General features: G+C 61.6%; 29 protein-coding genes. All 29 read right to left on the reverse strand.

The genetic code is table 11. From position 1 onward, the window contains the following. Positions 1–105 precede the first annotated feature (105 nt). The gene (holA, locus tag WC421_10275; protein MFA5162618.1) at positions 106–1,122 is read right to left on the reverse strand and encodes a DNA polymerase III subunit delta; all 1,017 of its coding nucleotides are present in this window, start codon (positions 1,120–1,122) and stop codon (positions 106–108) included. Positions 1,123–1,124: 2 nt separating this feature from the next. Then, entirely contained in the window at positions 1,125–1,934 is an 810-nt protein-coding gene (lptE, locus tag WC421_10280) for an LPS assembly lipoprotein LptE (protein MFA5162619.1), read from the reverse strand. Between the two features lie 10 nt (positions 1,935–1,944). Beyond that, entirely contained in the window at positions 1,945–4,461 is a 2,517-nt protein-coding gene (leuS, locus tag WC421_10285; GenBank protein ID MFA5162620.1) for a leucine--tRNA ligase, read from the reverse strand. Between the two features lie 2 nt (positions 4,462–4,463). Continuing rightward, entirely contained in the window at positions 4,464–5,048 is a 585-nt protein-coding gene (locus tag WC421_10290) for a hypothetical protein (protein MFA5162621.1), read from the reverse strand. A 45-nt stretch (positions 5,049–5,093) separates the two neighbouring features. After that, complete coding sequence (locus WC421_10295) at positions 5,094–6,674, reverse strand: N-acetylmuramoyl-L-alanine amidase (GenBank protein ID MFA5162622.1); 1,581 nt, start codon at positions 6,672–6,674, stop codon at positions 5,094–5,096. Then, a complete protein-coding gene (locus WC421_10300; GenBank protein ID MFA5162623.1) occupies positions 6,644–8,134 on the reverse strand; it encodes an Rne/Rng family ribonuclease in 1,491 nt (496 codons plus the stop codon). Before WC421_10300 ends, WC421_10295 begins: the two co-directional genes overlap by 31 nt. A gap of 32 nt (positions 8,135–8,166) precedes the next feature. After that, positions 8,167–8,829 carry a TIGR03936 family radical SAM-associated protein gene (locus tag WC421_10305; protein ID MFA5162624.1) on the reverse strand — a complete coding sequence of 221 codons (663 nt, stop codon included), beginning with the start codon at positions 8,827–8,829 and terminating at the stop codon, positions 8,167–8,169. Further along, positions 8,822–10,168, reverse strand: coding sequence for a rod shape-determining protein RodA (rodA, locus tag WC421_10310; protein ID MFA5162625.1), 1,347 nt, complete (start codon positions 10,166–10,168; stop codon positions 8,822–8,824). The genes WC421_10305 and rodA overlap by 8 nt, the downstream gene beginning before the upstream one ends. Continuing rightward, positions 10,165–12,135: a penicillin-binding protein 2 gene (gene mrdA / locus WC421_10315; protein MFA5162626.1), complete on the reverse strand. Its 1,971-nt coding sequence runs from the start codon at positions 12,133–12,135 to the stop codon at positions 10,165–10,167. The genes rodA and mrdA overlap by 4 nt, the downstream gene beginning before the upstream one ends. Continuing rightward, positions 12,135–12,626 carry a hypothetical protein gene (locus tag WC421_10320; protein MFA5162627.1) on the reverse strand — a complete coding sequence of 164 codons (492 nt, stop codon included), beginning with the start codon at positions 12,624–12,626 and terminating at the stop codon, positions 12,135–12,137. The genes mrdA and WC421_10320 overlap by 1 nt, the downstream gene beginning before the upstream one ends. Continuing rightward, complete coding sequence (gene mreC / locus WC421_10325; GenBank protein MFA5162628.1) at positions 12,623–13,477, reverse strand: rod shape-determining protein MreC; 855 nt, start codon at positions 13,475–13,477, stop codon at positions 12,623–12,625. Before mreC ends, WC421_10320 begins: the two co-directional genes overlap by 4 nt. Before the next feature lie 90 nt (positions 13,478–13,567). Then, complete coding sequence (locus WC421_10330; GenBank protein MFA5162629.1) at positions 13,568–14,623, reverse strand: rod shape-determining protein; 1,056 nt, start codon at positions 14,621–14,623, stop codon at positions 13,568–13,570. A gap of 2 nt (positions 14,624–14,625) precedes the next feature. After that, positions 14,626–14,970: a 50S ribosomal protein L17 gene (rplQ, locus tag WC421_10335; protein ID MFA5162630.1), complete on the reverse strand. Its 345-nt coding sequence runs from the start codon at positions 14,968–14,970 to the stop codon at positions 14,626–14,628. 13 nt (positions 14,971–14,983) lie between these two features. Further along, complete coding sequence (locus WC421_10340) at positions 14,984–15,976, reverse strand: DNA-directed RNA polymerase subunit alpha (protein MFA5162631.1); 993 nt, start codon at positions 15,974–15,976, stop codon at positions 14,984–14,986. A 61-nt stretch (positions 15,977–16,037) separates the two neighbouring features. Continuing rightward, positions 16,038–16,676 (reverse strand): 30S ribosomal protein S4, encoded by a 639-nt coding sequence (gene rpsD, locus WC421_10345; GenBank protein ID MFA5162632.1) that lies wholly within the window; start codon positions 16,674–16,676, stop codon positions 16,038–16,040. Positions 16,677–16,694: 18 nt separating this feature from the next. Beyond that, on the reverse strand, positions 16,695–17,162 hold the full coding sequence (gene rpsK, locus WC421_10350; protein ID MFA5162633.1) for a 30S ribosomal protein S11: 468 nt from the start codon (positions 17,160–17,162) through the stop codon (positions 16,695–16,697). Between the two features lie 30 nt (positions 17,163–17,192). Then, on the reverse strand, positions 17,193–17,600 hold the full coding sequence (rpsM, locus tag WC421_10355; GenBank protein MFA5162634.1) for a 30S ribosomal protein S13: 408 nt from the start codon (positions 17,598–17,600) through the stop codon (positions 17,193–17,195). Positions 17,601–17,615: 15 nt separating this feature from the next. After that, entirely contained in the window at positions 17,616–17,729 is a 114-nt protein-coding gene (gene rpmJ / locus WC421_10360) for a 50S ribosomal protein L36 (protein MFA5162635.1), read from the reverse strand. A gap of 67 nt (positions 17,730–17,796) precedes the next feature. Continuing rightward, a complete protein-coding gene (infA, locus tag WC421_10365) occupies positions 17,797–18,018 on the reverse strand; it encodes a translation initiation factor IF-1 (protein ID MFA5162636.1) in 222 nt (73 codons plus the stop codon). A 28-nt stretch (positions 18,019–18,046) separates the two neighbouring features. Next, a complete protein-coding gene (map, locus tag WC421_10370) occupies positions 18,047–18,829 on the reverse strand; it encodes a type I methionyl aminopeptidase (protein MFA5162637.1) in 783 nt (260 codons plus the stop codon). Then, on the reverse strand, positions 18,826–19,467 hold the full coding sequence (locus tag WC421_10375; protein MFA5162638.1) for an adenylate kinase: 642 nt from the start codon (positions 19,465–19,467) through the stop codon (positions 18,826–18,828). Before WC421_10375 ends, map begins: the two co-directional genes overlap by 4 nt. A gap of 29 nt (positions 19,468–19,496) precedes the next feature. Beyond that, positions 19,497–20,837 (reverse strand): preprotein translocase subunit SecY, encoded by a 1,341-nt coding sequence (gene secY, locus WC421_10380; GenBank protein MFA5162639.1) that lies wholly within the window; start codon positions 20,835–20,837, stop codon positions 19,497–19,499. A gap of 18 nt (positions 20,838–20,855) precedes the next feature. After that, positions 20,856–21,305, reverse strand: a complete 450-nt coding sequence (rplO, locus tag WC421_10385; protein ID MFA5162640.1) for a 50S ribosomal protein L15 — start codon at positions 21,303–21,305, stop codon at positions 20,856–20,858. 9 nt (positions 21,306–21,314) lie between these two features. Beyond that, the gene (gene rpsE, locus WC421_10390; protein ID MFA5162641.1) at positions 21,315–21,929 is read right to left on the reverse strand and encodes a 30S ribosomal protein S5; all 615 of its coding nucleotides are present in this window, start codon (positions 21,927–21,929) and stop codon (positions 21,315–21,317) included. Positions 21,930–21,941: 12 nt separating this feature from the next. Beyond that, positions 21,942–22,304: a 50S ribosomal protein L18 gene (gene rplR / locus WC421_10395; protein ID MFA5162642.1), complete on the reverse strand. Its 363-nt coding sequence runs from the start codon at positions 22,302–22,304 to the stop codon at positions 21,942–21,944. 9 nt (positions 22,305–22,313) lie between these two features. Then, entirely contained in the window at positions 22,314–22,883 is a 570-nt protein-coding gene (rplF, locus tag WC421_10400) for a 50S ribosomal protein L6 (protein MFA5162643.1), read from the reverse strand. A 2-nt stretch (positions 22,884–22,885) separates the two neighbouring features. Then, the gene (rpsH, locus tag WC421_10405; GenBank protein ID MFA5162644.1) at positions 22,886–23,278 is read right to left on the reverse strand and encodes a 30S ribosomal protein S8; all 393 of its coding nucleotides are present in this window, start codon (positions 23,276–23,278) and stop codon (positions 22,886–22,888) included. A gap of 10 nt (positions 23,279–23,288) precedes the next feature. After that, complete coding sequence (locus tag WC421_10410; protein MFA5162645.1) at positions 23,289–23,474, reverse strand: type Z 30S ribosomal protein S14; 186 nt, start codon at positions 23,472–23,474, stop codon at positions 23,289–23,291. 5 nt (positions 23,475–23,479) lie between these two features. Then, positions 23,480–24,043 (reverse strand): 50S ribosomal protein L5, encoded by a 564-nt coding sequence (gene rplE, locus WC421_10415; protein ID MFA5162646.1) that lies wholly within the window; start codon positions 24,041–24,043, stop codon positions 23,480–23,482. Positions 24,044–24,148: the final 105 nt, after the last annotated feature.

The following is a 24,148-nucleotide window of genomic DNA, read 5'->3' on the forward strand; positions in this document are numbered from 1 at the left end:
AGAATTCTGCGCGAAGCGGAGGAAAAAGACACGGTAAAATCAATCAAAACGGGAGGCATGGCAAAAAATATCCCGACGGAGCCACGACGAGAGATTTCAGGCTCATTATTCAATTAGAAAATGCTGTGCGAGCGCGGCGGATTTCAGCACCGCCGCCGGGGAGCCGGAGGAGGATTTCAGCGCGGCGTCCGCCTCCAGCAGCCGGTTGAGCGCGGCAAAAAGCGAACGCTCGCTTCTGGCCTTGCCTTCAGCCGCCAGGCGGCCCGCGTAATAGGGCTTTACGCCCAGTTCCGCCGCGATGCGGCCCTGCTCCATCCCGGCGGAAAGCATTATCTTGACGCGCAGCATTCTTTCCGCGTATTTTGCCATCATGGCCAGCAGGACCACCGGCTCCTCGCCTGCCGCGAGAGCGGCGTCTATGGCGCGCAGCGCGCGCGCGCCGTCGCCCGCGGAAATAGCGTCGGAGAGGGCAAACGGCTCCGCCTCCCTGGCGTATCCCAGGCATTGCAGCACGTCTTCGGATGTTATGGCCGCGCCGTCCTTGTATGCGGCCAGCTTGGCGATTTCGTTTTCCAGCGCGGACAAATCCGCGCCGGAGGATTCAACAAGGGTTTCCGCCGCCTCCGGCGGCAGCTTCGCGCCCATCTCGCCGGCGCGGGCGGCAGCCCATTTCTGCGCCTCCTGAGGACGCAGCGCCTCAAACTCCACCGCTGCGCCCGCCTGCGCCGCCAGGGCGGAAAGGGACGGCCCCCTGGGGCCTTTGCGCCCTCCCCCCTCGCCTCCGCCGGCGACAAGCACAAGGCAGGTGCTTTCCAGCGGGTTTTTGAGATATTCGGACACGGCCTCGCGCCCGTCGGCCTTCAGCGCGCCGGCGCGGCGCACCAGCACCAGCCGCCGCTCCGCGAAAACCGGCGCGGAGGAGGCGGCCTGGGCGATGTCTGCGCCGCCGTCGCGGTCTCCGTAAAAGGAATCAAAATTGAACTCGTCCGGTTTCACCGCCGCCTTTATCCTGGCGGCGGCGCGGTCGCGTTCCCAGCCGTTTTCGCCGGAAAGCCAGTAGACGGGGCGTATTGTCCCCGCCTCCAGCTCGGCGTAAAACCGGCGGGAGTCCAGTTCAGGCATGGCTATTGCGCCGGCTGCGCCGGAACGACGGGCACGGCGGAATTGTCCGAAGCCGGCGGCTGGGAGGCGGCTGCCGGCTGGGCCGCCGGAGCGGCATTCACCGCCGGCTGCGCCGCGGGCTGCGAAGAAACGCCGGACTGCGGCTGCTGCGCCGGAACCGCCGCGCCGGGGGATTGCGCCGGGACGGCAGGCTGGGTTGAAGCGGCAGGCGCGGGGGAAGCGTTTGCCGCCGCGGGCTGGGCCTGATTCTGCGGCCCGCCCACTATACGCCTTTCCGACTGGCTGGAGACGGAGCCGAAACCCGCTATGGCGCGCGTTACTATGTCCTGCGACATGCGCTCCCATATGGCCTGCCGGGCGGCAAGCTCGGTCATTCCGCCGGGAAGCGAGCTGTCCGAATAAATCTGTATGCCTTCCATCGCCGGCTCCTCCCACAGGACGGCGTTGGCTTTTACGTCTATAAACCGGACCTTGAACAGCACCGTCAGCTTGTAGGCGGTGGAAACCTGCGCCGCGTTGTACTGCGTGGGCGTAAGTATGTAGCGCCAGATTTCGCCGGTGATGACGCCGTCGGCCTGCGCCTCGGAGGTTACGGGATAGGTGCCGTCAAACTGGAAGGTCTGCACCAATTGGACGTTAAAGGCGTCTTCCAGGCCGAACTGCTCGGTCCTGTTGAGGAAAGGCCGCACGGCCAGCTTCGTCACATGCTGCGGCAGTATCTGCGGATACGGCCTGTAGACCACATCCGGCGAGTCGGCGCAGCCGCTCAGCGCGGAGGCCGCCAAAAGCAATGCTCCCATTATTTTTTTCATATTCTCCCCCCTATTTGACTATGATGCTGGCTATCCTGCCGGGCACCACTATCACCTTGACGACCGTTTTGCCGTCTATATGTTTGCGGGCTTTTTCCAGCGCGCGCGCGCGCACCGTTTCCTCGTCCCATGATTTGGATATTGTCAGCCTCTCGCGCACCTTGCCGTTTACCTGCACGGCGATTTCAACCTCCTCCTCCTTAAGCATCGCCTCGTCGTAAACCGGCCACGGGGATTTGACCAGAAAGCCTTCCCTGCCCCATTTCTGCCACAGCTCCTCGGTGATATGCGGCGCGAAGGGATGCAGCAGCTTCAGCAGCGTCTCAAGATGAACGGCGTTCACTGTCTGGAGCGGGTGCAGCTCGTTAAAATAAATCATCAGCGCGGAGATGGCGGTATTAAAGCACATCGCGTCTATGTCGGCTGAAACTTTTTTGATTGTCTTGTGCCGCAGCACTTCCAGCGCGCGCCCGCTGTCCGCGCCGCCCAGGCCGTTGTTCTGAATAAGCCCGTCGGCCCAGAAATACACCCGCTTTACGAAACGCGAGACGCCTTCAATTCCCTTCATGTCCCAGGGCTTGGAGGCTTCAAGCGGCCCCATGAACATTTCATACATTCGGAAAACATCCGCGCCGTACTCGTCCACCACCGAATCCGGCACGACGACGTTTTTCTTGGACTTGGACATTTTCTCGTCGGAACGGGCCAGCTCCTCGCCGGTCGCCTTAAGTTTTGCCGGCTCGGAGGAAAAGTCTATGTCGGAATACGGATGGTAGACGCCGCGCCCGTCGCGGTAGGCGTAGGAGCGTATAAGCCCCTGATGGCGCAGCTTCACAAAAGGCTCCTCCGTTGACACCGCGCCTATGTCAAAGAGGAATTTATGCCAGAAGCGGGCGTAAAGCAGATGCAGCACCGCATGTTCGGAGCCGCCTATATAGCAGTCCACCGGCAGCCAGGCTTTCTGTAGTTCGTGAGCGCAAAGCTCTTTGTCGTTTTTGGGGTCTATAAAACGCAGATAATACCAGCACGAGCCGGCCCATTGCGGCATGGTGTTGGTCTCGCGTCTGCCGGGGCCGCCGCATTGCGGGCATTTGGTGTTCACCCAGTCCGCGATATTGGCCAGCGGGGATTCTCCCTCGCCGGTAGGCTGGAATTTATCGGCTGGGGGCAGGGTAAGCGGCAGCTCGCTTTCCGGCACGGGGACCGGGCCGCATTTTTCGCAATGGACTATGGGGATAGGCTCGCCCCAGTAGCGCTGGCGGGAGAAAACCCAGTCCCGCAGCCGGTATGTGGTTTTGGCGCAGCCAAGATTGTTCTGCTCCAGAAAAGCGATTATTTTTTCTTTGGCCCGCGCGGTGGGCAGCCCGTCAAAAAGCGGGGAGTTGGCCGCCGTCCCCTCGCCGCAGAAGCAGCCTTTGCCGTCGCCGCCTTTGACCACTTCAATAACCGGCAGGCCGAACTTTTCGGCGAACTGCCAGTCGCGCTCGTCATGGGCTGGGACGGCCATTATGGCGCCTGTGCCGTAGCCGCCCAGCACATAATCGGCGATCCACACGGGAATCTCTTTTTTGCTGACCGGGTTTGCCGCATACGCGCCGGTGAAGACGCCGGTTTTCTCGCGCCCGGCGTCGCTGCGCTCAAACTCCGATTTCGCGGCGGCGGCGTTTATGTAATTTTCAACCTCCACGCGCTGCTCCGGCGCGCATATTTTGCGCGCCAGCGGATGCTCCGGCGCAATGACCATATAGGTCGCGCCGTAAATGGTATCGGGCCTTGTGGTGAAAACACGCAGCTTCTCCGCGAATTTGACCAGCTGGAAATCAATCTCCGCGCCTTCGGAGCGGCCTATCCAGTTGCGCTGCATGGCAAGGGTGGATTCGGGCCAGTCCAGCCCGTCCAGCCCGGCAAGCAGCCTGTCGGCATAGGCGGTTATTTTGAGCAGCCACTGGCGCATGTTCTTGCGGCGCACTGCCGTGCCGCAGCGGTCGCAGTTGCCGCCGAAAACTTCCTCGTTGGCCAGGCCGGTTTTGCATGACGGGCACCAGTTGATTGGAATCATGCTCTCGTAAGCCAGGCCTTTTTTGAAAAGCTGCAAGAAAATCCACTGCGTCCATTTGTAATAGGCGGGGTCTGTGGTGCTTAATTCGCGCCCCCAGTCGTAGGCCATGCCCAGCATCTGTATCTGCCGCCGGAAATTGTCCGTGTTTGTTTTCGTGGTTTTTTCGGGATGAACGCCGGTTTGAATCGCGTAATTTTCCGCCGGCAGGCCGAAAGCGTCCCACCCCATGGGCCGCAGCGCGTCCGCGCCGCCCATCATGGCGCGCCGGGCCAGTATGTCGGAGGCGGTGTAGCCTTCGGGATGGCCCACATGCAGCCCCGTGCCGGAGGGATAGGGGAACATGTCCAGCGAATAGAATTTTTTACCGGAGGGCTTGCGGGACGCGGCAAACAACGCCGAATCATTCCAACGTTTCTGCTGTTTCGCGTCTATATCGCGGAACGCGGTGTTTTCCCTTGTTGTCTGCATGGTTATCTGCGTCCTATGGAGGCGGCAGGCTCCAGGACGGTTTTGCCGCCATAGCTTTTGAATTTGACGGCGCGGATGACGCCTTCCTCGTCCTCAAAAAACATCAGCGCGCCGCCTTCCGCGGACGCCACACCCTTAAGCGGCCCGTACGAAGCCGGAACGGACGATCCGCCGGCCGCCGGCTGCGGGGCATCGTCTGCTGAATCGTCGGCGTCGCCGGCGGCATCCGCATCATCATTCTGCGCGCCTGAAATGTAGGACACCCCCCTCTGGCCGGGCGCCGTCCCCGCCGCGGGCGCGGCCTGGACGGCGGAGGAGGACTGCGCCACCGCGGTCCTGACCGGGACAAGCAGCCGCTGCCCGGATTTGTGGCGCTTTACGCCGCGCCGCACGGGTTTGGGCGCGCCGCCGTAGCGCTGGCCGCCTGAACTGCCCTGCCGGAGAGCGGCGTTTTCCTTTTTTGCGGCGGGAACCGCCTGCGCGGTTTCCACCGCGCTCTGCGCGCCGGCTGCGGCGGCGTCTATATCCTGCGGCATGGCGGCGCCGCAGCAGCACAGCAGCGCGGCGCAGGCTAAAATAATTTTCATAATACCTCCATGAAATCCGGGCGGCAGAGGGCCGCAGGCCTGATTCTACTTCTTTTTGTTCCAGCCTTTGCTTTTGGCATAGGCCATCACCCCGTCATAAACGCCCTGCGCTATTTTCTTCTGCACGGACGCTTTGGACAGCAGCGCGGCCTCCTTGGGATTGGTCATAAACCCCATTTCCACCAGCACTGCGGGCGCGTAAGTGCCGCGCAGCACGTAAAACGGCGCCTGGTTGACGCCCCTGTTCCTTACGGGGCTTTTCTGGGCCAGAGAGGCGGCAATAAACCCCGCCAGAACCGCGCTCTCGTTCATATACTCCGCGCGCGCCAGCGAGTGCAGCAGCAGCCCCTCCCTGGGGACCGAGGCGCTCTCCAGCCCGCGCACCGCGTTTTCGGATGCGGCCACCTGCTTGGCCCAGGGGTCCTTGGCATCCTCGGACATGAAATAGACTTCAAAACCGCGCTCGGAGCGGCGCTTGTGCGCGTTGGCGTGTATGGAAACGAACATATCCGCCGTTTTGCTGTTGGCTATGTCGCAGCGCCCGTCCAGCGGAATGAAATAATCGGTCGCGCGGGTCAGCAGCGCGGTGAAAACCGCGTTGTTTTTGAACAGCGCGGACAGCTCTTTTGCCACGGCGAGGTTAAGCGTCTTTTCCACCACGCCGCGCCTGCGGCTGCCGCCCGGGTCCTTGCCGCCGTGCCCGGCGTCTATGACAATAAGCCTCTTGCCGGAGCACTGGTCCACTATGGAATCCGGGATATTGAGCCGTTCCTGTATGGTGGCGGCGGTCTCCAGTTCCCGATGCGGCGGCGCGGCGGCTTCGGGCGGCTGGGGTTTTGCCGTATCCCCGCCTGCGCCCGCGGCCAGCTCGGGAACGCTGACCTCCACGGCCAGGGAGCCGCTGTCGCGCGAGACGTTCCAGACCGCCTTCTCGTTTTCAAAATAAACCGATATTTTCACTCCGCCGCCGGCCTCGGACACGGAAACCCTGTCCACAAGGCCGTCGTTGACCGGCAGCGTCTCGCAGGACTGGGCGCTGGCGCCCGGAATCGTGATTTCCAACGTGGACGGGGAAGGCTGCGCCGTGGCATACCCGGACACGCCGCGCAGTTCAAAAGACAGTTCCGTTACCGGCCCCAGCGAGGAATAGTCCGGCCCGCCCACCTGCCACAGCTTGTCTATGTCAAGCGATTTGGCGGTGTCGTTGTAGTCTATGCTGCGGGACAGGGCCGCCCCCAGCTCCGGCGCGGTGAAAACCTCCACCGGGACAAAAGGCTTGCCGCCGGACATGATAACGGGAGCTGACAGGGTTTTCGCGGCGGAGCCGAAGACTGCCTGCCTGGAATCCATGCGCAGCTTCACGGTCAGCCCGGCAAAGCGCAGCTCCAGCCGCCCGCGCGACAGCGCGGCGGAGCCGCCCAGCGCGCGCGCGGTGTCCCTGGCGTCGGCCAGCAGCGCGCCGCCAAGCCGCAGCGTCTTTACCGCCGTCCTGAACTCGCCGCTTTCGGAAACCTGAATCTGCCCGTATTCCGAAGGCGTTTCCGCGCGGCGCGCCGCCAAAGCGGGCGCGCCGCACAGGAGGGACAGCGCCGCCGCTATTCCAATATAATTCTGTAGTCTTCCCATGTAAGCTGCGGATCCGCCTGGATTTTCATGCTCCTGTGTATATTGCGCTCTATCACCTCGTGGCGGGAGCGCAGGCTTTCCGCCAGCATGGGATGCAGCACCACGCGCAGCGCGCCGCCCGGCTTGCCGGAGGTGAGGTTGCGGATTTCCCGCTGGATTTTGATGCGCATGCTCTCGGCGGAAAGCACGCGGCCCGAACCGTGGCATTCCGGGCATTCCTCGGTAAGCAGGGAGACGGTGCTTTCCCGTTTGCGCTCGCGCGTCATTTCCACAAGGCCCAGCCGCGTTATCGGCAGTATCCTGATTTTGGCGCGGTCGCGCTTGACGGCCTGGGCCAGCGCCTCCACCACGCGGTGGCGGTTGGCGGCCTTTTTCATGTCTATGAAATCTATCACTATTATGCCGCCGATATTCCTGAGCCGCAGCTGATGGGCCACCTCGTGGGCGGCTTCTATGTTGGTCTGGGTGACGGTATCCTCCTGCGACTTGCTGCCGGTGAACTTGCCGGTGTTTACGTCTATGGCGCAGAGGGATTCGGCCTCCTGTATGATTATGGTGCCGCCGTTGGGCAGGGCCAGCTTGGTTCTGCGGATGTTCTCTATCTCCGGCTCCACGTTGAAGGCGGCGAATATGGGGGTTTTGCCGGTGTAATGGCGCACGCGCTCCTTAAGCTCCGGCGAGATTTTGGAGACGAACTCCACCACGTTCTCGTAATCCTCGTTATTGTCCAGCAGGTAAATACCGGCCTCTTCCGAGAGGATGTCGCGCGCCACCTGGAGGATAAGGTCCATATCCTTGTGCAGCAGGCAGGGGGCGCGCCCGGCCTCAAAGCGCTTCTGTATGGAATCCCACTGCCGGCTGAGGTATTTGATTTCCCTTTCAAGCTCGCTTTCGGAGGCGTCCTCGGCCTCGGTGCGGACTATGCAGCCCATATTGACCAGATGGGCGGAGGCTATGCGCGCCATGATATCGGTGAGCCGCTTGCGCTTTTCGCCCTCCTCTATGTTTTTTGATATGCCCACGAATTTCTGGAAAGGCGTGAGCACCAGATAGCGCCCGGGCAGGGAGACGTCCATTGTAACCTTCATGCCCTTGGTGCCTATGGCGTCTTTGTTGACCTGGACCATGATTTCCTGCCCTTTCTTGAGCAGGCGGTCTATAGGGTCCTTGTCGCCACCCAGCACGTCGGAAATATAGAGGTAGGCGTTTTTCTCGTAGCCGATGTTGGCGAAAGCGCTGGAGATGCCGGGCAGCACGTTTTCCACCACCGCCTTGTAGATATTGCCCACGATGTTGAGCGAGCCGCGCCTTTCCCAGTGCAGCTCGCTGAGGCGCCCGTCCTCCAGTATGGCGATCCTGGTCTCCTCAAAAGAGGTGTTGGCCAGAATTTCGGTTTTGACGGCTTTACCTCCTCCGCCGCCTCCGCCGCCGCTGCTGCTGCTTCCGACTTTCTTTTTCATGTTGTAAAAATCCTGCATGGAATCCTCCAGAGTTAAGGCGCGCTGAGGCCGCCCGGCGTCTCCCAGTACAACTGTTTTCTGGTGACGGCGAAACCGGATATTTCCCGGTCCAGCCACGCGCGCAGTATAAGTTCCGGCTTGAGGTTGCGGCCCGGACTAAAGCGCAGCATCAGGCGCAGCCTGCCGGAGTCATGCTTCATCTCCATTATCAGGGGTCTGGCGTCTATGCGCTCCTGCGGGCCTTCGTGCTTCTGTTTGACCACCGGTATTTCAGGACGGGCCAGGAAACGCTCCAGCGAAGCGTCCGGCTCCGGCCCGAAATCCCCGGACACTTCATATTCCGCCACGTTGAGCAGCGATTCCAGCGACGGGAAATGCAGCGGAATCCGCTTTACCCCCAGCGCGGAAAACCCGCCGCCGCACGCGGCGGAGAGTTTGGCGAAAGCCTCCCGCTCCGGGACCGGGGCGCAGAGGCAGATGTCGGCGTATTCGGCTTCGCTTTCATAACCCACCGAAATCGCCGGCCCGAACGCCATTCTGGGCAGACGCTTTTTGCCGCCGCTCATGGCACAGGGCAGCCCGCACGACGACACCGCCGCCCGCAGCAAACGTATCTGCTCCAGCTGGCTCAGGCGCGCGGCCTCGCCCTTGCGGGCAAAGCGCGCGCGCAGGCGGTACTGCTTCAAATCAGACAATGGCCATCCTCCTGGCGTAAACAGATTCAACCAGCCCCGCCGCCCACAGCGACGCGACCAGGTTGGAGCCGCCGTAGGACACCAGCGGCAGCGGAATCCCCGCCACCGGCAGCAGCCCCGAAAGCATGCCGAAATTTATCACCATATACACAGAAAACAACGCGAATATCCCGCAGCAGACCAGATAGCCGTACTGGTCCCGCGAAACCTGCCCCGCATCCATAATCCGGCGCAGCATGAACAGGTACAGCAGCAATACACCCAACGTACCGATAAAACCCATCTCCTCTCCCACGACGGACAGCACGAAATCCGTGTGCCGCTCCGGCACAAACCCCAGGCGCGACTGCGTGCCCGAAAACACGCCCCTGCCGAAAAAGCCTCCCGCCCCCATGCCTATCTGCGCCTGAAGCAGATTATAGCTGGCGCCCTTTGGGTCCACCTCCGGCGCCAGGAAAACCTCAAACCGTTTGCGCTGGTATTCCTTGAGCTGGTTCTGCGCCCACACCGCGGTCAGAAACCCCGCCATCACCACCAGCGCGCCGCCTATGAAATACAGCGACGGCAGATATGCCCGGAACTTGTTGGCCAGCCGCCAGCCCAGCCACGCCGCCAGCGCCGCGCCGCCGCAGAAATACAGCGTCGGCAGCCCGAACGAGGCAAGCGAATATATTCCCCGCAGCAGCCCATTCGCCTCCAGCCATTCCGGGTGCATGGCCAGAAAGGTCCACAGCAGCGGCAGCGAGCCGGCGATAAAGCCGTAGCCCAGTATTACAATCAAATGAAACATTCGCGCTCCCGCGCAATAGAGCATTCCTATGATGACCGGAAACGTTATCGCGCAGGCCGAGAAATCCGGCTGCTTCATCAGCAGATAGAAAAACGGGACCGTCAGCAGCACCCCCTTCAGAAGAACGCCGCTTTCCCGTATCCGGGCGGCGTTGCGGTCAAGATAATTGGCGAAAACCAGAATCATGGCGATGCGGCACGGCTCGGAGGGCTGCACGGAAAAAAACGGCAGCTTGAACCATGACCTGGAGCCTCTGTCATAACTGCCGGCCAGCAGAACCGCCACCAGCGCGGCAAGCAAAACCCCGTAAAGTATTTTCCACTGGTCCTGGTAAACCTGGTAATTGAAGCTCCAGCCAAACATGAACAGCAGCGCGGCCAGCGGCAGCGCTATGAAATGCGTCCTCACTATATGCGCGTGCGCCGGCAAGGCCACCGTGGCCGACATTATAGCCAGAGTGCCGATTGTGGTTATCATTAGCACGGCCAGCACCAGCAGCCAGTCCATGCGGGCTTTATGAAGGCCCTTTTCCTGAGGCTCAAATATCATGGCAACTGCTCCATCCCCACAAAAATATCGCGCGCGGGCTTGCGCGTGTCCGCCGGAACCGGATTGCGCGCGGGCTGCGCCGGCGCGGTCTTGGCAGTCCCGGAAGACGGCGCGACGGCGGACGCTGCCTTTGCGGACTTGCCCGGAGAAGCGTCCGGTTTTTCCGGCGGCGGCGCGGCGGCTCCGGCGGGGGCGCCGGTTTTCTCGTCCCAGCGGTAGACGGCTTTTATAATCTCTTTGGCCACCGGCGCGGCGGAAACTCCGCCATGCCCGCCATGCTGTATCAGCACCGCCACCGCCACGCGGGATTGCTGCCCGGGCCGGCGCGCATAAGCCACAAACCACGAATTATCGCCGCCCTGCGGGTTCTGGGCGGTGCCGGTTTTGCCGTAGACTTCCAGTCCCTTTATTTTGGCGGCCTGCCCGCTTCCCTCGTCCACGACCAGCTTCAGCGCGCGGCGCAGGGTGTCCCAGCTCTGCGGCTTCATCGCGGCCCTGTCCAGAAACTGCGGGCTGTGTTTGTACTCCACGCTGCCGTCGGGCCCGGTGATGGATTCCACGTACTGCGGTTTCCAGAAAACGCCGCCGTTGGCCACGGCGCCTATCACCTGCGCCATCTGGGCGGGGGTAACCAGCAGCTCGCCCTGCCCGATGGAGAGATTGAGCGTGTCGCCTATGAACCAGTAGGTTTTGCGCCGGGCGCGTTCCCCCGGGCCGAATACGTGGCCCGCCTTCTCGCCGGGGATGTCTATGCCTGTGGGCTGTCCCAGCCGGAAGGCGCGCTCGTAATTCTCTATCTGCGCCGGGCCTATCTTAATCCCCAGGTTGTAAAAATAGACGTCGCAGGACTTGGCCATGCCCTTGAAAAAATCCGCCCTGCCGTGGCCCTTTTTCTCATGGCATTTGAAAACACGGCTGCCTGCATTGTAATAGCCGGGACAGAAATACTCGTCCTCCGTGGAGAAAGAATCTGTCTCCAGCGCGGCGGCGGCGGTGATTATTTTGAAGGTGGAGCCGGGGGCGAAAGTCCCCTGCGTAACCAGATTATACTCCGGCAGCGTCTTGAAAGGCGCGGCGGAGGCCTGGCTGTCGCTGAAAACCACGAACATATTGGGATCAAAATCCGGCGCGCAGGCCAGCGCCAGCACATCGCCGTTGGCTGGGTTTATGGCGATGGCCGCGCCGGATTTAGTGAGCGAGCCTTTCAGCCCCTCCTCCGCCGCTTTCTGCGCCTGAAAATCCAGAGTGAGGTGAATGTCGCTGCCGGAGCGCCACGGCTTGTTGGCCAGCATGCGGCGCAGCCTGCCCCTGGAATCCACCTCCAGATACAGCCCGCCGTCGCCGCCTTTGAGCTGTTTTTCGTACATTTTCTCTATGCCGCTGCGGCCCAGCCGGGAATCTATGCGGTAGCCGCCGTTCCCGCGCGCGGCCTTCCATTCCTGCAAATCCATCCTGCCCATGTAGCCTGTAAGATGGCTGGCGAATTTGCCGTAGGGATACCAACGCTTGGTCTCCTCCACCAAATCTATGCCGGGATAGAGGGTTTTAAGCTCCGAGAAGGCGAACATGGAGCGCGACGAGAGGTTTTCCGCCAGGCGCACCGGCGCGCCGTTGTCAAAGGCGCGCTGCAGCGTTTCCAGCAGCCCGTCATAATCCGCCGACAGGCGCGGCGCGAAATCCCGGGCCAGTTGTTTCAGATACTGAGGGTCCTTGAGCCTGCCCGGCAGATAAATGAGGCTGAACGACGGCTCGCTTGAGGCTATGGCCACGCCGTCGGCGGTAAGCATCCTGCCGCGCGGCGCGTTGCGGTATATTATATGGGTGCGGTTACGCTCGGCGGCTTTGCTGTAGTAGCCGTGCCGCACAAGCTGGATGCCGGCCAGGCGCACGCTTATAAGCGCGCCGGCAAGCCAGACGGCAAGCCAGAGCTGCTCTAACCGTTCGCGCGGGATTTTTATCTGAGCCATCACCTTCGGCGGGATTTATCCGGCGGCGGCGCGAAAACCGCGGCAAGCGCGAACACAAAAGGCGCAGCCACGGCATTGGCGACCGGCGTGAAAACGGAAAAAGCCCATCCCCTCCAGATAAAACCGCCCGCGAAGACAATCCCCAGCAGCGAATGGAACGCGGCGGCAAACACCGAAGCCGCGGCGGCAAGCGCCATCTGGGACGGCGGCGTCGGGAAATCCAGCCGCCAGCGGACAAACCATATGGCGCGCGCCATAAGCGTGAACGCCAGCGCATGTCCGCCGAACATCCGGGGCGACATGAAATCGAAATACAGCCCGCACATGAACGCAAAGCCGTGCGCCGCCACCGGCCCGCCCAGCACGGCCACAGCCACGGCGGCATCCAGAAGCACGTTGGCCGTTACGCCCCCGGGCGACAAATGCGCGCCCAGCCACCACTGCGCCGCAACACACAGGACATATAGCGCCGCAAGCCTGATAAACGTCATTTCGCCGCCCCCTGCTCCGCAGGCGCGGGCGGACGGTTCCTGCTCATTATGAAAACCTCTTTTGCGGCCTCAGGCCTTACCGCCAGCCGCAAATCCGCGGAAGTAAAGGTCTGAAAACTTCCCGCCTGATGCACCCCGATTATCGTGCCGGCTAAAATCCCCTGCGGAAACACCACGCTGGAACGCGATGTAAACACTTTCGCGCCCTTTTCCACATTCGCGTCCGAGGGAAGATAGTTCAGCCGCAGTTCCGCGCGGCCCCGGCCTTCGGCCAGCGCGTCCCAGTTGCGCCCCTCCACATAGCAGACGGCGGAAAACATCTCGTCCGTGGCAAGCAGGACTTTCGCGCTGTCGCGCCAGACTTCCACGACCTTGCCCACAATTCCGGCCCTGCCGTCCTGCACGCCCAAAACCGGGTCATGCGGCTGCACGCCGGAGGAAGCGCCCCTGTCAACCAGAAAAGATGAATTCCAATGCGCCGGGTCGCGCTCCATCACCCGCGCCCACACCCCGCGCCATTTTTCGGATGCGGAAAGACCCGTTTCCGCCGCAAGCCGCCTGTTTGTCTCCAGCGCGGCCTCCAGCTGGGCAGCCGTTATGTCGGCGTCCTTCTGGCGCAGGCGCAGGGCGCGGTTCTCCTCCTCCGCGTTTATAAGCGCTGCGATATTGCGCGGAGCCCCCGCCGTGATTTCAGCGGCGGAATGCCCCGCGGAAACGAAAGGCAGCAGCGAAAATGCCAGCGCGGCTTTTGCGGAATTCACAACAGGGGAGGAAGGCAGCAACAGAAACAGCAGCGACAGCGCGGAAAAAACCGCCGCCGCTATGGTGGCATGCTGCTTTTCTTTATGCATAAGTCTCCGGGTATAAAACCCGGAAACCCGAGTCCGGCCCCGCCAGACAAACAGCCGGGGCGCGCCCGCGTAACGCGGCGCGCCTCCGGGCTAATACGACTTGCCGCGGTACCAGGATGAAGCGAAATCGGGTCTTCGGTTGCGGATATTGTCAAGCTCTTCTATGAACTTGCCGGTGCCTATGGCAACGCAGCTAAGCGGGTCCGCGGCGCGGTGGACGGGAAGATCCGTCTCCTGCCTGATTAAATCCGTCATCCCGCGCAGCAGCGAGCCGCCGCCGGCCAGCACGAGGCCGCGGTCCACCAGGTCCGCCGCAAGCTCCGCCGGAGTTTCCTCCAGCGCGCCCTTGATTATATCCACTATAAGCCGCACCGGCTCCATCAGCGCCTGCCGTATTTCCTCGCTGGTAACCACCAGCGTCTTGGGCAGGCCCTGCGTCTGGTCGCGGCCTTTGACTTCCATCGTCTTTTCTTCCTTGAGCGGAAACACCGAGCCTATCTGGAACTTCACTTCTTCCGCCGTGGTTTCGCCGATGATTAAATTGTATTTGCGGCGGAAGTACTGCATGATGCAGTCGTCCATCTCGTCGCCGGCGACGTCTATGGATTTGGTGACCACCATGCCGCCCAGCGAGATGACGGCCACCTCGGTGGTGCCGCCGCCGATATCCACTATCATGCTGGCGTGCGGCTCGGATATAGGCAGATCGGCGCCTATGGCGGCGGCCATCGGCTCCTCAATAAGATAAACCTCTCGCGCGCCGGCCTGTTCCGCCGCTTCCTGCACGGCGCGCCGCTCCACTTCCGTAATTCCCGACGGGATGCCTATGACTATGCGCGGATGCAGCAGGTTGCGCCGGTTATGCACCTTGCGGATGAAATACTTTATCATCTCCTGCGTAACTTCAAAGTCCGCTATGACGCCGTTGCGCAGCGGGCGCACCGCCACTATGCTGGCCGGGGTGCGGCCCAGCATCTGCTTGGCGTCCGTGCCGACCGAGAGGACCTTGCGGCTCTCCCTGTCTATGGCGACTACGGACGGCTCGCGCAGGACTATGCCCCTTCCCTTCACATATATAAGGGAATTGGCCGTCCCGAGGTCCATGCCCATGTCGTTGGAGAAGAGACTGAACAGATAATCCAGCATTTTTATTCCACCAGTTTTACCAGGCCCAGCTCCGCCGAATCGCCTTTGCGGCGGCCCAGTCGGAGAATGCGGGTGTAGCCGCCGTTGCGCGCGGCATAGCGCGGCGCCAGCACTTCCACCAGCTTTTTGTAAACGGCTTTGCTCTGCACCGATTCGCGCAGCTTGAGGTGGCGGCCCTTGCGCGCGTCGTTTATTATCCTTTCGGCGACGCGGCGCAGTTCCTTGGCCTTGGGAATTGTGGTGCGCACCTGCTCGTGCATGAGCAGGCTGGCCGCCATGTTGGAAAGCATCGCCTTGCGGTGCGAGCCGGTTCTAGACAGCTTGCGCGGCCCCAGATTTTTTATCATACTAAAAACCCCTTTACTTTGTTTTCATTCCCAGCGACAGCCCCATGCCCTGGAGTTTTTCGGTTATCTCATCCAGGGATTTGGCGCCGAAATTCTTGATGGCCTTGAGCTCGTCGCTCGTCTTAACCACGAGGTCGCCTATGGTGTTGATTTTGGCGGCCTTGAGGCAGTTGGCGGCGCGCGAGGAAAGCTCTATTATGTCCACCGGCTGGCCCAGCAACTCCTCCAGACGCGGCTCCAGCGGCGCGGCTGCGGCTTGAGGCGCGGCCTGCGCGCCCTCCTGAACCTCGTCCGCGGGAGCTGCGGCGGCCTCCCCCTCCGGCGTAAACACATGCAGCGATTTTTTCAGCAGCGCCGCCGCCTTCAGAAGCGCGTCCTGCGGTTTGATGGTGCCGTCGGTGGAAATCTCCAGCACGAGGCGGTCATAATCCGTCTTCTGGCCGACGCGCGCCGGCTCCACATCGTAATGCACCTTCGTTACCGGCGAAAACAGCGCGTCCACCGGTATGAACCCCGCCGGCCTGTTGACCCTGGCCAGCTCCTCGGCGGGCATGTAGCCGCGCCCGGCGGAAACTTCTATCTCCGCCTCCAGCTTGCCGCCATGCTCCAGGTTGGCGATGACAAGGTCCTTGTTGATGATTTCAACATTGTCGGTCTCGCGCACCTGGGCGGCGGTTACCGCGCCCTGCTTGGAAGCCGAGAGATAAATATATTCCCGCGCGCCGTTGTGTATGCGCACGCGCAGCCGCTTGAGGTTGAGCAGGATGTTGACCACATCCTCCCGCACACCGGCGACGGTGCTATACTCGTGCACCGCGCCGTCTATCCTGACGGCGGTTACCGCCGCCCCCTCAAGGCTGGAGAGCAGTATCCGCCGCAGCGAATTGCCCACCGTGTGGCCGTAGCCGCTCTCGTAAGGCTCGGCGGTGAATTTACCGTAAGAATCCGTTGACGATTTGTCTTCCACCTGCACTTTCCCCGGCAGCACCAGTTCTTCCAATGGCATCGCAAACCTCCGTTAATTCCGCAAATCGCGCTGCCGCGGGCTTTAAGCCCGCGGCGGGCCTTTACTTGGAATAATGCTCCACTATCAGCAGCTCCTTGACGGGGAAGGACATTTCGCCCCGGTCCGGCCAGCGGAGCAGCTTGCCCTCGCGCGCGGCGGCGTCGTAGGTGATGAAGCTGGGCCGCAGCGAGCGTTTTTCCGCCGCTTCCAGACCCTGGCGCACAACCAGAGTCTCCGCCGCGGCGGAGGATATGGACACCCTGTCGCCCGGCTTGAGCTGATAGGAGGGAATGTCCACTTTTTTGTCGTTGACCTTGACATGCCCGTGCTTAACCATCTGGCGCGCCGTTTTCAGCGACGTGGCAAAACCGATGCGGCGGGCGATGTTGTCCAGCCGGGTTTCCAGAAATCTCAGGAAAATTTCTCCGGTCTTGCCCGGCGTTTTGGCGGCGCGGGCGAAGGTGTTGCGGAAGGGCTGCTCCGTCATCGCTATCATGCGGCGGGCGCGCTGCTTTTCGGCAAGGCGCACGGCGTATTCGGACTGCTTGCTCCGAAACGACCTGCCGGAGCCGCCGCGCATGGGCGGCTTGGCAGAGCGGCGCTCCATCACGCAGGAAGAATAGCACTTGCCGCCCTTCAGGAAAAGCTTGGTGTCAAGCTTGCGGCATTTTTTGCAGCTGGGACCGGTGTAACGGGCCATAGTATGCGACGCTCCTTGTTAAACTCTTCTCGCCTTGGGCGGACGGCAGCCGTTGTGCGGGATGGGGGTTACGTCCTTGATGCTGATGACGTGCAGTCCCGATGACTGGACGGCGCGCACCGCCGTCTCGCGCCCGGGGCCGGGGCCGCAAACCAGCACGGCGGCCTCGCGCATTCCCAGCTCCACCGCCTTGCCGACGGCCTTGGCCGCGGTTATCTGCGCGGCGAACGGGGTGCCCTTCTTGGTGCCGCGGAAGCCGCAGCCGCCGGAGGTGGCCCAGGTGATGGCATTGCCCCTGTCATCGGTGATGGTGATGACGGTATTGTTGAAGGAGCAGTTGATATGCACAAGCCCGAAAGCGGGCGCGCGGCCCTTCTTGCGCGGGCCTTTGTGCGCCGCCGGCGCGGGCGCCGCTTTGGCGGCGTCAGCCGGCTGCTGGGCGGGGGTCTGTTCCGCCGGTTTAACTGGTTTTTTCTCTTCTGTCATATGTTAAAGGGAAAAGTTTTCCCAATCCTCCTACTTCGCCGCCGCGGCGGGCGCTCCGACCTTGCCGGGCTTGGACGCGCCTACGGTTCTCCTTCTGCCGCGACGGGTGCGTCCGTTGGTGCGGGTGCGCTGTCCGCGCGCCGGCAGGTTGCGGCGGTGCCGCAGCCCGCGGTAGCAGCCGATTTCCACGTAGCGGTGGATGTTCTGGGCAACTTCGCGGCGCAGTTCGCCCTCCACCTTGAGCCCTTTCTGAATCGCCGTGTTCAGAAGACCGGCCTGCTGCTCGGTCAAATCCTTGACCCGTGTGGCGGGGTCTATCTGCCCGTTAAGCCCGGCGAGTATTTTTGTCGCCGCGGCCGGGCCTATGCCGTAAATGTAGCGGAGCGCGATGTCTATGCGCTTGTTTTTCGGCAAATCTACGCCTGATATTCTGGCCATGATGGTCGCTTCTCCTTAACCCTGGCGCTGCTTGTGTTTCTTGGTGGAGCAGATGACCCGCACCACGCCGCCGCGCCGTATGATTTTGCACTTCTGGCAGATTTTCTTCACGCTTGCTCTTACTTTCATCTTAAGTCGCGCCCGATGCCGGGCGCCCTCCGTACATCAAATCCCGCCGGGGCATTGCCGCCGCCGGTCATCTTTCCCTGTATATTATACGGCCCCTTGTCAGGTCGTAAGGCGAAAGCTCCAGCTTCACTTTGTCGCCGGGCAGTATGCGGATATGGTGTATCCTCATCTTGCCTGAGATATGCCCCAGTATCACTTTCCCGCCGGGCAGCTCCACGCGGAACATCGCGTTGGGCATTGACTCCAGTATCTTTCCTTCAACCTCTATCTTGTCGCCTTCGCTTGACATATGGCCCGTACAGGCCCGCCTCCGTTTCTCAGACTGCGGTCAGGACTTCGGCTCCATTCTCCGTTACCGCGACCGTATGCTCGAAATGAGCGGACAGCCCGCCATCCTCGGTAACCACAGTCCAACCGTTCTCTTTCACCCTCACCCGCCAGGCGCCGGTGTTAACCATCGGCTCTATGGCGATGACAAGGCCGGGTTTCAACTCCGGCCCGGTTCCCCTGTCTCCGAAATTGGGGACGGCAGGCTCCTCGTGCAGATTGCGGCCTATGCCGTGCCCCACAAATTCGCGCACCACCGACATTCCCGCGGCCTCAGCCACATCCTGCACCGCGCGCGACACATCGCCCAGCCGGGCGCCGGGCTTTGCCGCCGCCACCGCCGCCGCCAGCGAATTGCGCGTAACCTCTATCAGCCGCGCGGCGCTTTCAGAAACCGCGCCCACCGGCGCGGTTACGGCGGCGTCGCCGTAAAATCCGTCGCACACCGCGCCGAGGTCCAGGCTCACTATGTCGCCTTCGCGCAGAATGCGCCGCTTGTCCGGTATGCCGTGCACCACTTCCTCGTTCACCGAGACGCACAGCGAGGCCGGAAAGCCCCTGTACCCCAGAAAAGCCGCCCTGGCGCCGCGCGCGGCTATTTCAGCCGCCGCAATCTCGTCCAGCCGGCCGGTGGAGACGCCCGGAACGGCGGCCTCCGCCAGAATTTTCAAAACTTCGCCCACCACCCGCCCGGCTTTGCGCATCCTGCCGATATCGGCGGGGGTTTTAAGCTCCAGCGCCGGTTTGCGGCGGATGACGACCTGCCGCTTCACTTCGCTTCAAGCGCGGCGTATATCGCGCCGGAAACCTTGTCCGGCGCGAGGCCTCCGTCAACCTTTATAAAGCGGTGATTGGCTTTATAGTAGGCGACAAGCGGCTCCGTCTGGTCGCGGTAAACCATAATGCGGCGCTTTGCGGTTTCTTCCGAATCATCGGCGCGCTGTACAAGCTCGCCACCGCAAACGTCGCACGCGCCGGCTTTGGCCGGCGGGTTGCTAAACAAATTGTAAATCCTGCCGCATGCCTTGCAGGTGCGCCGGCTGGTGAGCCGCCGTATTATCTCGCTCTCCTGCAAATCCACGAAAATAACCGCGTCCAGACTGCGCCCGGTTTTTTCCAGAAGCAAATCCAGCCCCTCCGCCTGCTCTATCGTGCGGGGGAAACCGTCAAACAGCAGGCCGCCGGCCACTGTTTTGATGCGGTTGGCCACCAGCTCCAGGGTAAGCGAATCCGGCACCAGCTTGCCGGATGCCACTATCTGGGAAACCTGCGTCCCCAGCGGCGTCTTGCGGGAGATTTCGTCCCGGAAAATATCGCCGGTGGAAACATGCGTCAAATCCAGTTTCGCGCACAAAACGGGGGACTGAGTTCCTTTGCCCGCGCCAGGCGCGCCAAGAAGAATAAGATTCATAAGATTATACCAGTTTTTCCGCCGGGAATCTAATTCGCCCCGACGTTGAACCAGCGCCCGCGTATCCTGCCGCCTTTCATGAGCGGCTCGTAATTGCGCATCACCAGATGCGCCTCAAGCTGGCTGATGGTGTCCAGCGCGACACCGACCACTATCAGCAGCGAAGTGCCGCCGAAATAAAACGGCACGTTGAATTTGTTCCTCAGCAAATCCGGCAGCACCGCGATGGCCGCCACAAACAGCGCCCCGCCCAGCGTGATGCGGTTAAGCACCCATTCTATATAGGTTGCCGTCGGTTCGCCCGGGCGTATGCCGGGGATGAAGCCGCCCCATTTCTTCATGTTTTCGGATAGGTCTTTGGGGTTGAGGCTGACCGAATTGTAGAAGTAACAGAAGAATATCACCAGCACGGCATACATTATGTCGTATACGCCGCCGCTCTGGCCGAACACATTGTTCACCCATTGCGACAGCCTGCCGCCGGGGTTGAACTGGGCGATAGTCATCGGCACGCTAAGCAGCGACACCGCGAATATGACGGCGATGACGCCCGACTGGTCCACCTTGAGGGGCAGATAGCTGGACGCGCCGCCGTAGACGCGGTTACCCACCTGCCGGCGGGCGTACTGGACGGGAATCTTGCGCTGCGCCGTCTCCACCCACACCACGCAGGCCATCACCGCAAACACCAGCGCGGCGATGATTATGGCCATGATGATGCTGATTTCGTCGGCCTGAATGAGCCGGATAAGGTTCATGAATGCCGAGGGCATCCTGTCCACTATGCCGGCGAATATTATCAGCGAGATGCCGTTGCCGATGCCGCGCTCGGTTATCTGCTCGCCCAGCCACATCACGAACATGGTGCCGGTAACCAGCGTCAGCACCGTGGTGAAGTAAAACAGCGGCGTGAGATTGGCGACAATCGGTTCCCCCGCGCCGGGCGACATGTGGGTAAGCGCCACCGTAAGGCCGAAGGACTGGAACGCGCCCAGAAACAGCGTGAACGCCCGCGTTATCTGGTTCAGCTTGCGCCGGCCCAGTTCGCCTTCCTTTGCCAGCCTGTCCAGATACGGAACGACATGCGCGCCCTGGAGCAGGCTCATTATGATGGAGGCGTTGATATACGGCATCACGCCCATGGACAGGATGGAGAACCTGCTCATCGCGCCGCCGGAGAAAATATCCAAAAACCCCAGCAGCGAGTTGCGGTGCGCGTCAAAGAGCGCCTTCAGCGCATGGCCGTTGACGCCCGGTATCGGAATGACCGCGCCCAGCCGGTATATCGCAAGCGCGCCAAGCACGAACAGCAGCCGTTTTTTAAGGTCCGGCACCTTGAATATATTGGCTAGACTGGTTGTCTGTTCCATAATGACGCGCGCAACGCGCTATTTCTTTAGAACCGTGGCCGTGCCGCCGGCTTTCTCTATGCTGTCTTTGGCGGATTTGCTGAATGCGTGCGCGCTTACCTTCAGCGCGCGGTCCAGCTTGCCGCCGCCCAGCACCTTGACCGCGCAGGAGCGGCTGACCAGCCCCGCTTTTTTCAGCGAGTCCGGCGTAACTTCCGCGTTGGCAGGGAATTTTGACAGCGAAAACAGATTCACCCACTCGTAGCGGCGGGCGAACTGGACGTTGGAAAACCCGCTTTTCGGGATGCGGCGCAAAAGCGGCATCTGGCCGCCTTCAAAGCCTATCATCTTGCCGTCGCCGGATTCCTTGCGCTGGCCTTTCTGCCCGCGGGTGGAAGTCTCGCCGTGGCCGGAACCGCGTCCAAGTCCGAGACGTTTTTTCTTATGCGTCGCACCGTATTTGGGCGAAAGCGAATGAAGACCTGTCATAGAACCTCTCTATTTTGCCGCCGGTTTGCGGTCTTTTTCCTTGCCGGGAGCGACCGCCTCGGGCGGAGCAACCGTCGCCGCGCCTCGGAGGCTGGCGATTTTCTCTTTGGTGTACAACGTGCCCAACGCGGCGCACGTGGCATACACTGTGTTGAAGGGATTGGGGCTGCCCAGATTTTTGGTCAGCACGTTTTTGACGCCGGCGGCCTCCAGCACCGCGCGCACGCCGCCGCCCGCGATGACGCCGGTGCCCGGCGCGGCGGGTTTCATCCACACCCGTCCGGTGCCGAACTTGCCGACAGTTTCGTGCGGGATGGTGCCATTGACGATGGGATATTTATCCATGTGCTTGCGCGCATGCGAGGCGGCCTTCTGTATGGCCAGCTGCACCTGCTTGCCCTTGCCGATGGAAACGCCCACCTTGCCGTCCATGTCGCCCACCACCACCAGCGCGCGGAACGAGAACCGCTTTCCGCCCTTTACCACCTTGGCGGTGCGGGTGAGGTTGACCACGGTCATTTTCTCCGTTGAATCCGCGCCGTCCGCGCCGTCGCGCCTGAACCCGCGGGAGGATTTCTCCCGCTTGGCGGCGGCTTCCTTCTGGGTGAATGTTTTCTCTGACATGCAAATTTCTCCTTAAAACTTCAGCCCGGCGGCGCGAGCGCCGTCCGCCAAAGCCTTTATCCTGCCGTGGTAAATGCGCCCGCCCCTGTCAAAGCGGACTTCCTTGACGCCGGCTTCAATCGCCTTTTTGGCGATAGTCTCGCCCAGCGACTTGGCCGCCGCGACGTTTTTGGCGCAGCCGCCCTTGGCGGAAACCTCTTTGGTCAGCGTGGACGCCTGGGCCAGCGTTTTGCCGGTATTGTCGTCCACAATCTGCGCGTAGAGGTATCTCAGGCTGCGGTATACCGACAGCCGGGGCTTTTCAATCCCGGCGGCGCACAGCCTGTTGCGCGAGCGCGCCTTCCTGTATTCGTAACGTTCCTGTTTGGTGGTCATGGAATCCTCTTACTTGGCCGCCGCGCCGCCGGTAGAACCCGCAGCGGTCTTGCCGGCTTTGCGCTGTATATGCTCACCCTGATAGCGCACCCCGGTCCCCTGGTACGGTTCCGGCGGGCGCAGCCGGCGCAGCCGCGCCGCGAAATCGCCCACCAAAATATTGTCTATGCCCTTGATGGAGACGAGGGTCTGCTTCGGGTCCACCTCCACCTTCAGGCCGGGAGGGACATCCATCAGCACCGGATGAGAGAAGCCCAGCTCCATATTGAGCTTTGTTCCCTGCACCTGAGCTTTGTAGCCCAGCCCGTTTATTTCCAGCGTCTTGGCAAAGCCCGCCGACACGCCCGTCACTATATTGGCCAGCCGCGCGCGGGTGGTGCCGTGGTGGATGTTGACCAGCCTGCGCTCGCCGCCGGACATCTCCACGAAAAGCTTGCCGTCCTTGACGGTTACGCCGATATGCTCCGGCAGGGTGTAGCTCATTTTGCCCAGCGGGCCTTCCGCGCTGAACTGCTGCCCGGAGACGGACACTTTCACCTTGTCGGGCACGGCGATGGGTTTTTTTCCTATTTTGCTCATAATCACCACACCTGGCAGAGAACTTCGCCGCCGACTTTTTTCTTCCTGGCGTCCGTGTCTGTCATCACCCCCGACGGGGTGGACAGTATCGTTATGCCGAAGGGGCCACGCACTTTGGGTATTTCGGTATAGGGGCGGTACACCCTGCTGCCGGGGCGCGACACGCGCCGCAGCCCGTGGATGACGGCCTCTTTCTCCGGCGTGTATTTGAGGACGACGCGCATTATGCCGCGCTTGTTCTCGGTGCGCATGGGCTGGCAGCCGAAAATATAGCCTTCCTCTTTAAGCACGCGGGCGATTTCCATTTTCAGCCTGGAGAAAGGAACGTCCACGCGCTCCTTGCCCGTGCCGTTGGCGTTGCGTATTCTGGTCAGAAGATCTGCGATAGGGTCCATTGGTCAAACCTCACCAGCTTGATTTCTTGACGCCGGGGATAAGTCCCTCGTGCGCCATTTTGCGCAGGCAGATGCGGCAGAGCCCGAAGTCGCGGTAATAGCCGCGCGGGCGTCCGCAGATCTGGCAGCGGTTGCGGTAGCGCACCGCGAACTTCTGCGGTTTGCGCAGTTTAGCCATCCATGCTGTAGTAGCCATATAAATTACCTCGCGGAGGCGGCCTTTTCCGCCTTGCGGAAAGGCATGCCCATCAGTTCCAGCAGCAGCCTGCCGCCCTTGTCGTCATCGGCGGTGGTCACGAACGTGATGTTCATTCCGCGCGCCTTGGGCGATTTCTCCACGTCGACTTCGGGGAATATGTGATGTTCCTTCAGTCCGATGTTGAGGTTGCCGTGCCCGTCAAAGCACTTCGGGTCAAAACCCTGGAAGTCGCGTATTCTGGGGCAGGCGACAGAGACGAAGCGGTCCGTGAACTCGTACATCATCATGCCGCGCAGGGTTACGCGCACGCCGATGGGCATGCCCTCGCGCAGCTTGAAGTTGGAGATGGACTTTTTCGCCCTTCGCACCTGCGGCGCCTGGCCGGAGATGCGGGACAAATCGTCTTTGGCTGTTTCAAGAGCCTGTATGTTTTCCTTCGCCTCGGAGACGCCGATGTTGATTACAACCTTCTCCAGCTTCGGCGCCGACATGGGCGAGGAAACGCCAAGCTCCTTTAGCATGGCCGGCAGTATCCGCTCCCTGTATGCCGACTTGAGGCGCGGCATATAGTCTTTCGGAACGGACTGGACGGCAGTTTCCTTGGCGCGCTTTTCCGCCGGCCCCTTGGCCGGCGCAGCCGCCTGCTTCGTCTGTTTGTTTTCTTTTTCTTT

The sequence above is a fragment of the Elusimicrobiales bacterium genome (genome assembly GCA_041651175.1).
Classification (GTDB): domain Bacteria; phylum Elusimicrobiota; class Elusimicrobia; order Elusimicrobiales; family Elusimicrobiaceae; genus JAQTYB01.

What these genes read in the sequence shown, in the direction of transcription:
- holA (MFA5162618.1), bottom strand. Translation starts at nt 1,122, where the DNA reads ATGCCTGAACTGGACTCCCGCCGGTTTTACGCCGAGCTGGAGGCGGGG.
- lptE (MFA5162619.1), bottom strand. Translation starts at nt 1,934, where the DNA reads ATGAAAAAAATAATGGGAGCATTGCTTTTGGCGGCCTCCGCGCTGAGC.
- leuS (MFA5162620.1), bottom strand. Translation starts at nt 4,461, where the DNA reads ATGCAGACAACAAGGGAAAACACCGCGTTCCGCGATATAGACGCGAAA.
- WC421_10290 (MFA5162621.1), bottom strand. Translation starts at nt 5,048, where the DNA reads ATGAAAATTATTTTAGCCTGCGCCGCGCTGCTGTGCTGCTGCGGCGCC.
- WC421_10295 (MFA5162622.1), bottom strand. Translation starts at nt 6,674, where the DNA reads ATGGGAAGACTACAGAATTATATTGGAATAGCGGCGGCGCTGTCCCTC.
- WC421_10300 (MFA5162623.1), bottom strand. Translation starts at nt 8,134, where the DNA reads ATGAAAAAGAAAGTCGGAAGCAGCAGCAGCGGCGGCGGAGGCGGCGGA.
- rodA (MFA5162625.1), bottom strand. Translation starts at nt 10,168, where the DNA reads ATGATATTTGAGCCTCAGGAAAAGGGCCTTCATAAAGCCCGCATGGAC.
- mrdA (MFA5162626.1), bottom strand. Translation starts at nt 12,135, where the DNA reads ATGGCTCAGATAAAAATCCCGCGCGAACGGTTAGAGCAGCTCTGGCTT.
- WC421_10320 (MFA5162627.1), bottom strand. Translation starts at nt 12,626, where the DNA reads ATGACGTTTATCAGGCTTGCGGCGCTATATGTCCTGTGTGTTGCGGCG.
- mreC (MFA5162628.1), bottom strand. Translation starts at nt 13,477, where the DNA reads ATGCATAAAGAAAAGCAGCATGCCACCATAGCGGCGGCGGTTTTTTCC.
- WC421_10330 (MFA5162629.1), bottom strand. Translation starts at nt 14,623, where the DNA reads ATGCTGGATTATCTGTTCAGTCTCTTCTCCAACGACATGGGCATGGAC.
- rplQ (MFA5162630.1), bottom strand. Translation starts at nt 14,970, where the DNA reads ATGATAAAAAATCTGGGGCCGCGCAAGCTGTCTAGAACCGGCTCGCAC.
- WC421_10340 (MFA5162631.1), bottom strand. Translation starts at nt 15,976, where the DNA reads ATGCCATTGGAAGAACTGGTGCTGCCGGGGAAAGTGCAGGTGGAAGAC.
- rpsD (MFA5162632.1), bottom strand. Translation starts at nt 16,676, where the DNA reads ATGGCCCGTTACACCGGTCCCAGCTGCAAAAAATGCCGCAAGCTTGAC.
- rpsK (MFA5162633.1), bottom strand. Translation starts at nt 17,162, where the DNA reads ATGACAGAAGAGAAAAAACCAGTTAAACCGGCGGAACAGACCCCCGCC.
- rpsM (MFA5162634.1), bottom strand. Translation starts at nt 17,600, where the DNA reads ATGGCCAGAATATCAGGCGTAGATTTGCCGAAAAACAAGCGCATAGAC.
- rpmJ (MFA5162635.1), bottom strand. Translation starts at nt 17,729, where the DNA reads ATGAAAGTAAGAGCAAGCGTGAAGAAAATCTGCCAGAAGTGCAAAATC.
- infA (MFA5162636.1), bottom strand. Translation starts at nt 18,018, where the DNA reads ATGTCAAGCGAAGGCGACAAGATAGAGGTTGAAGGAAAGATACTGGAG.
- WC421_10375 (MFA5162638.1), bottom strand. Translation starts at nt 19,467, where the DNA reads ATGAATCTTATTCTTCTTGGCGCGCCTGGCGCGGGCAAAGGAACTCAG.
- secY (MFA5162639.1), bottom strand. Translation starts at nt 20,837, where the DNA reads ATGGAACAGACAACCAGTCTAGCCAATATATTCAAGGTGCCGGACCTT.
- rplO (MFA5162640.1), bottom strand. Translation starts at nt 21,305, where the DNA reads ATGACAGGTCTTCATTCGCTTTCGCCCAAATACGGTGCGACGCATAAG.
- rpsE (MFA5162641.1), bottom strand. Translation starts at nt 21,929, where the DNA reads ATGTCAGAGAAAACATTCACCCAGAAGGAAGCCGCCGCCAAGCGGGAG.
- rplR (MFA5162642.1), bottom strand. Translation starts at nt 22,304, where the DNA reads ATGACCACCAAACAGGAACGTTACGAATACAGGAAGGCGCGCTCGCGC.
- rplF (MFA5162643.1), bottom strand. Translation starts at nt 22,883, where the DNA reads ATGAGCAAAATAGGAAAAAAACCCATCGCCGTGCCCGACAAGGTGAAA.
- rpsH (MFA5162644.1), bottom strand. Translation starts at nt 23,278, where the DNA reads ATGGACCCTATCGCAGATCTTCTGACCAGAATACGCAACGCCAACGGC.
- WC421_10410 (MFA5162645.1), bottom strand. Translation starts at nt 23,474, where the DNA reads ATGGCTACTACAGCATGGATGGCTAAACTGCGCAAACCGCAGAAGTTC.
- rplE (MFA5162646.1), bottom strand. Translation starts at nt 24,043, where the DNA reads ATGCCGCGCCTCAAGTCGGCATACAGGGAGCGGATACTGCCGGCCATG.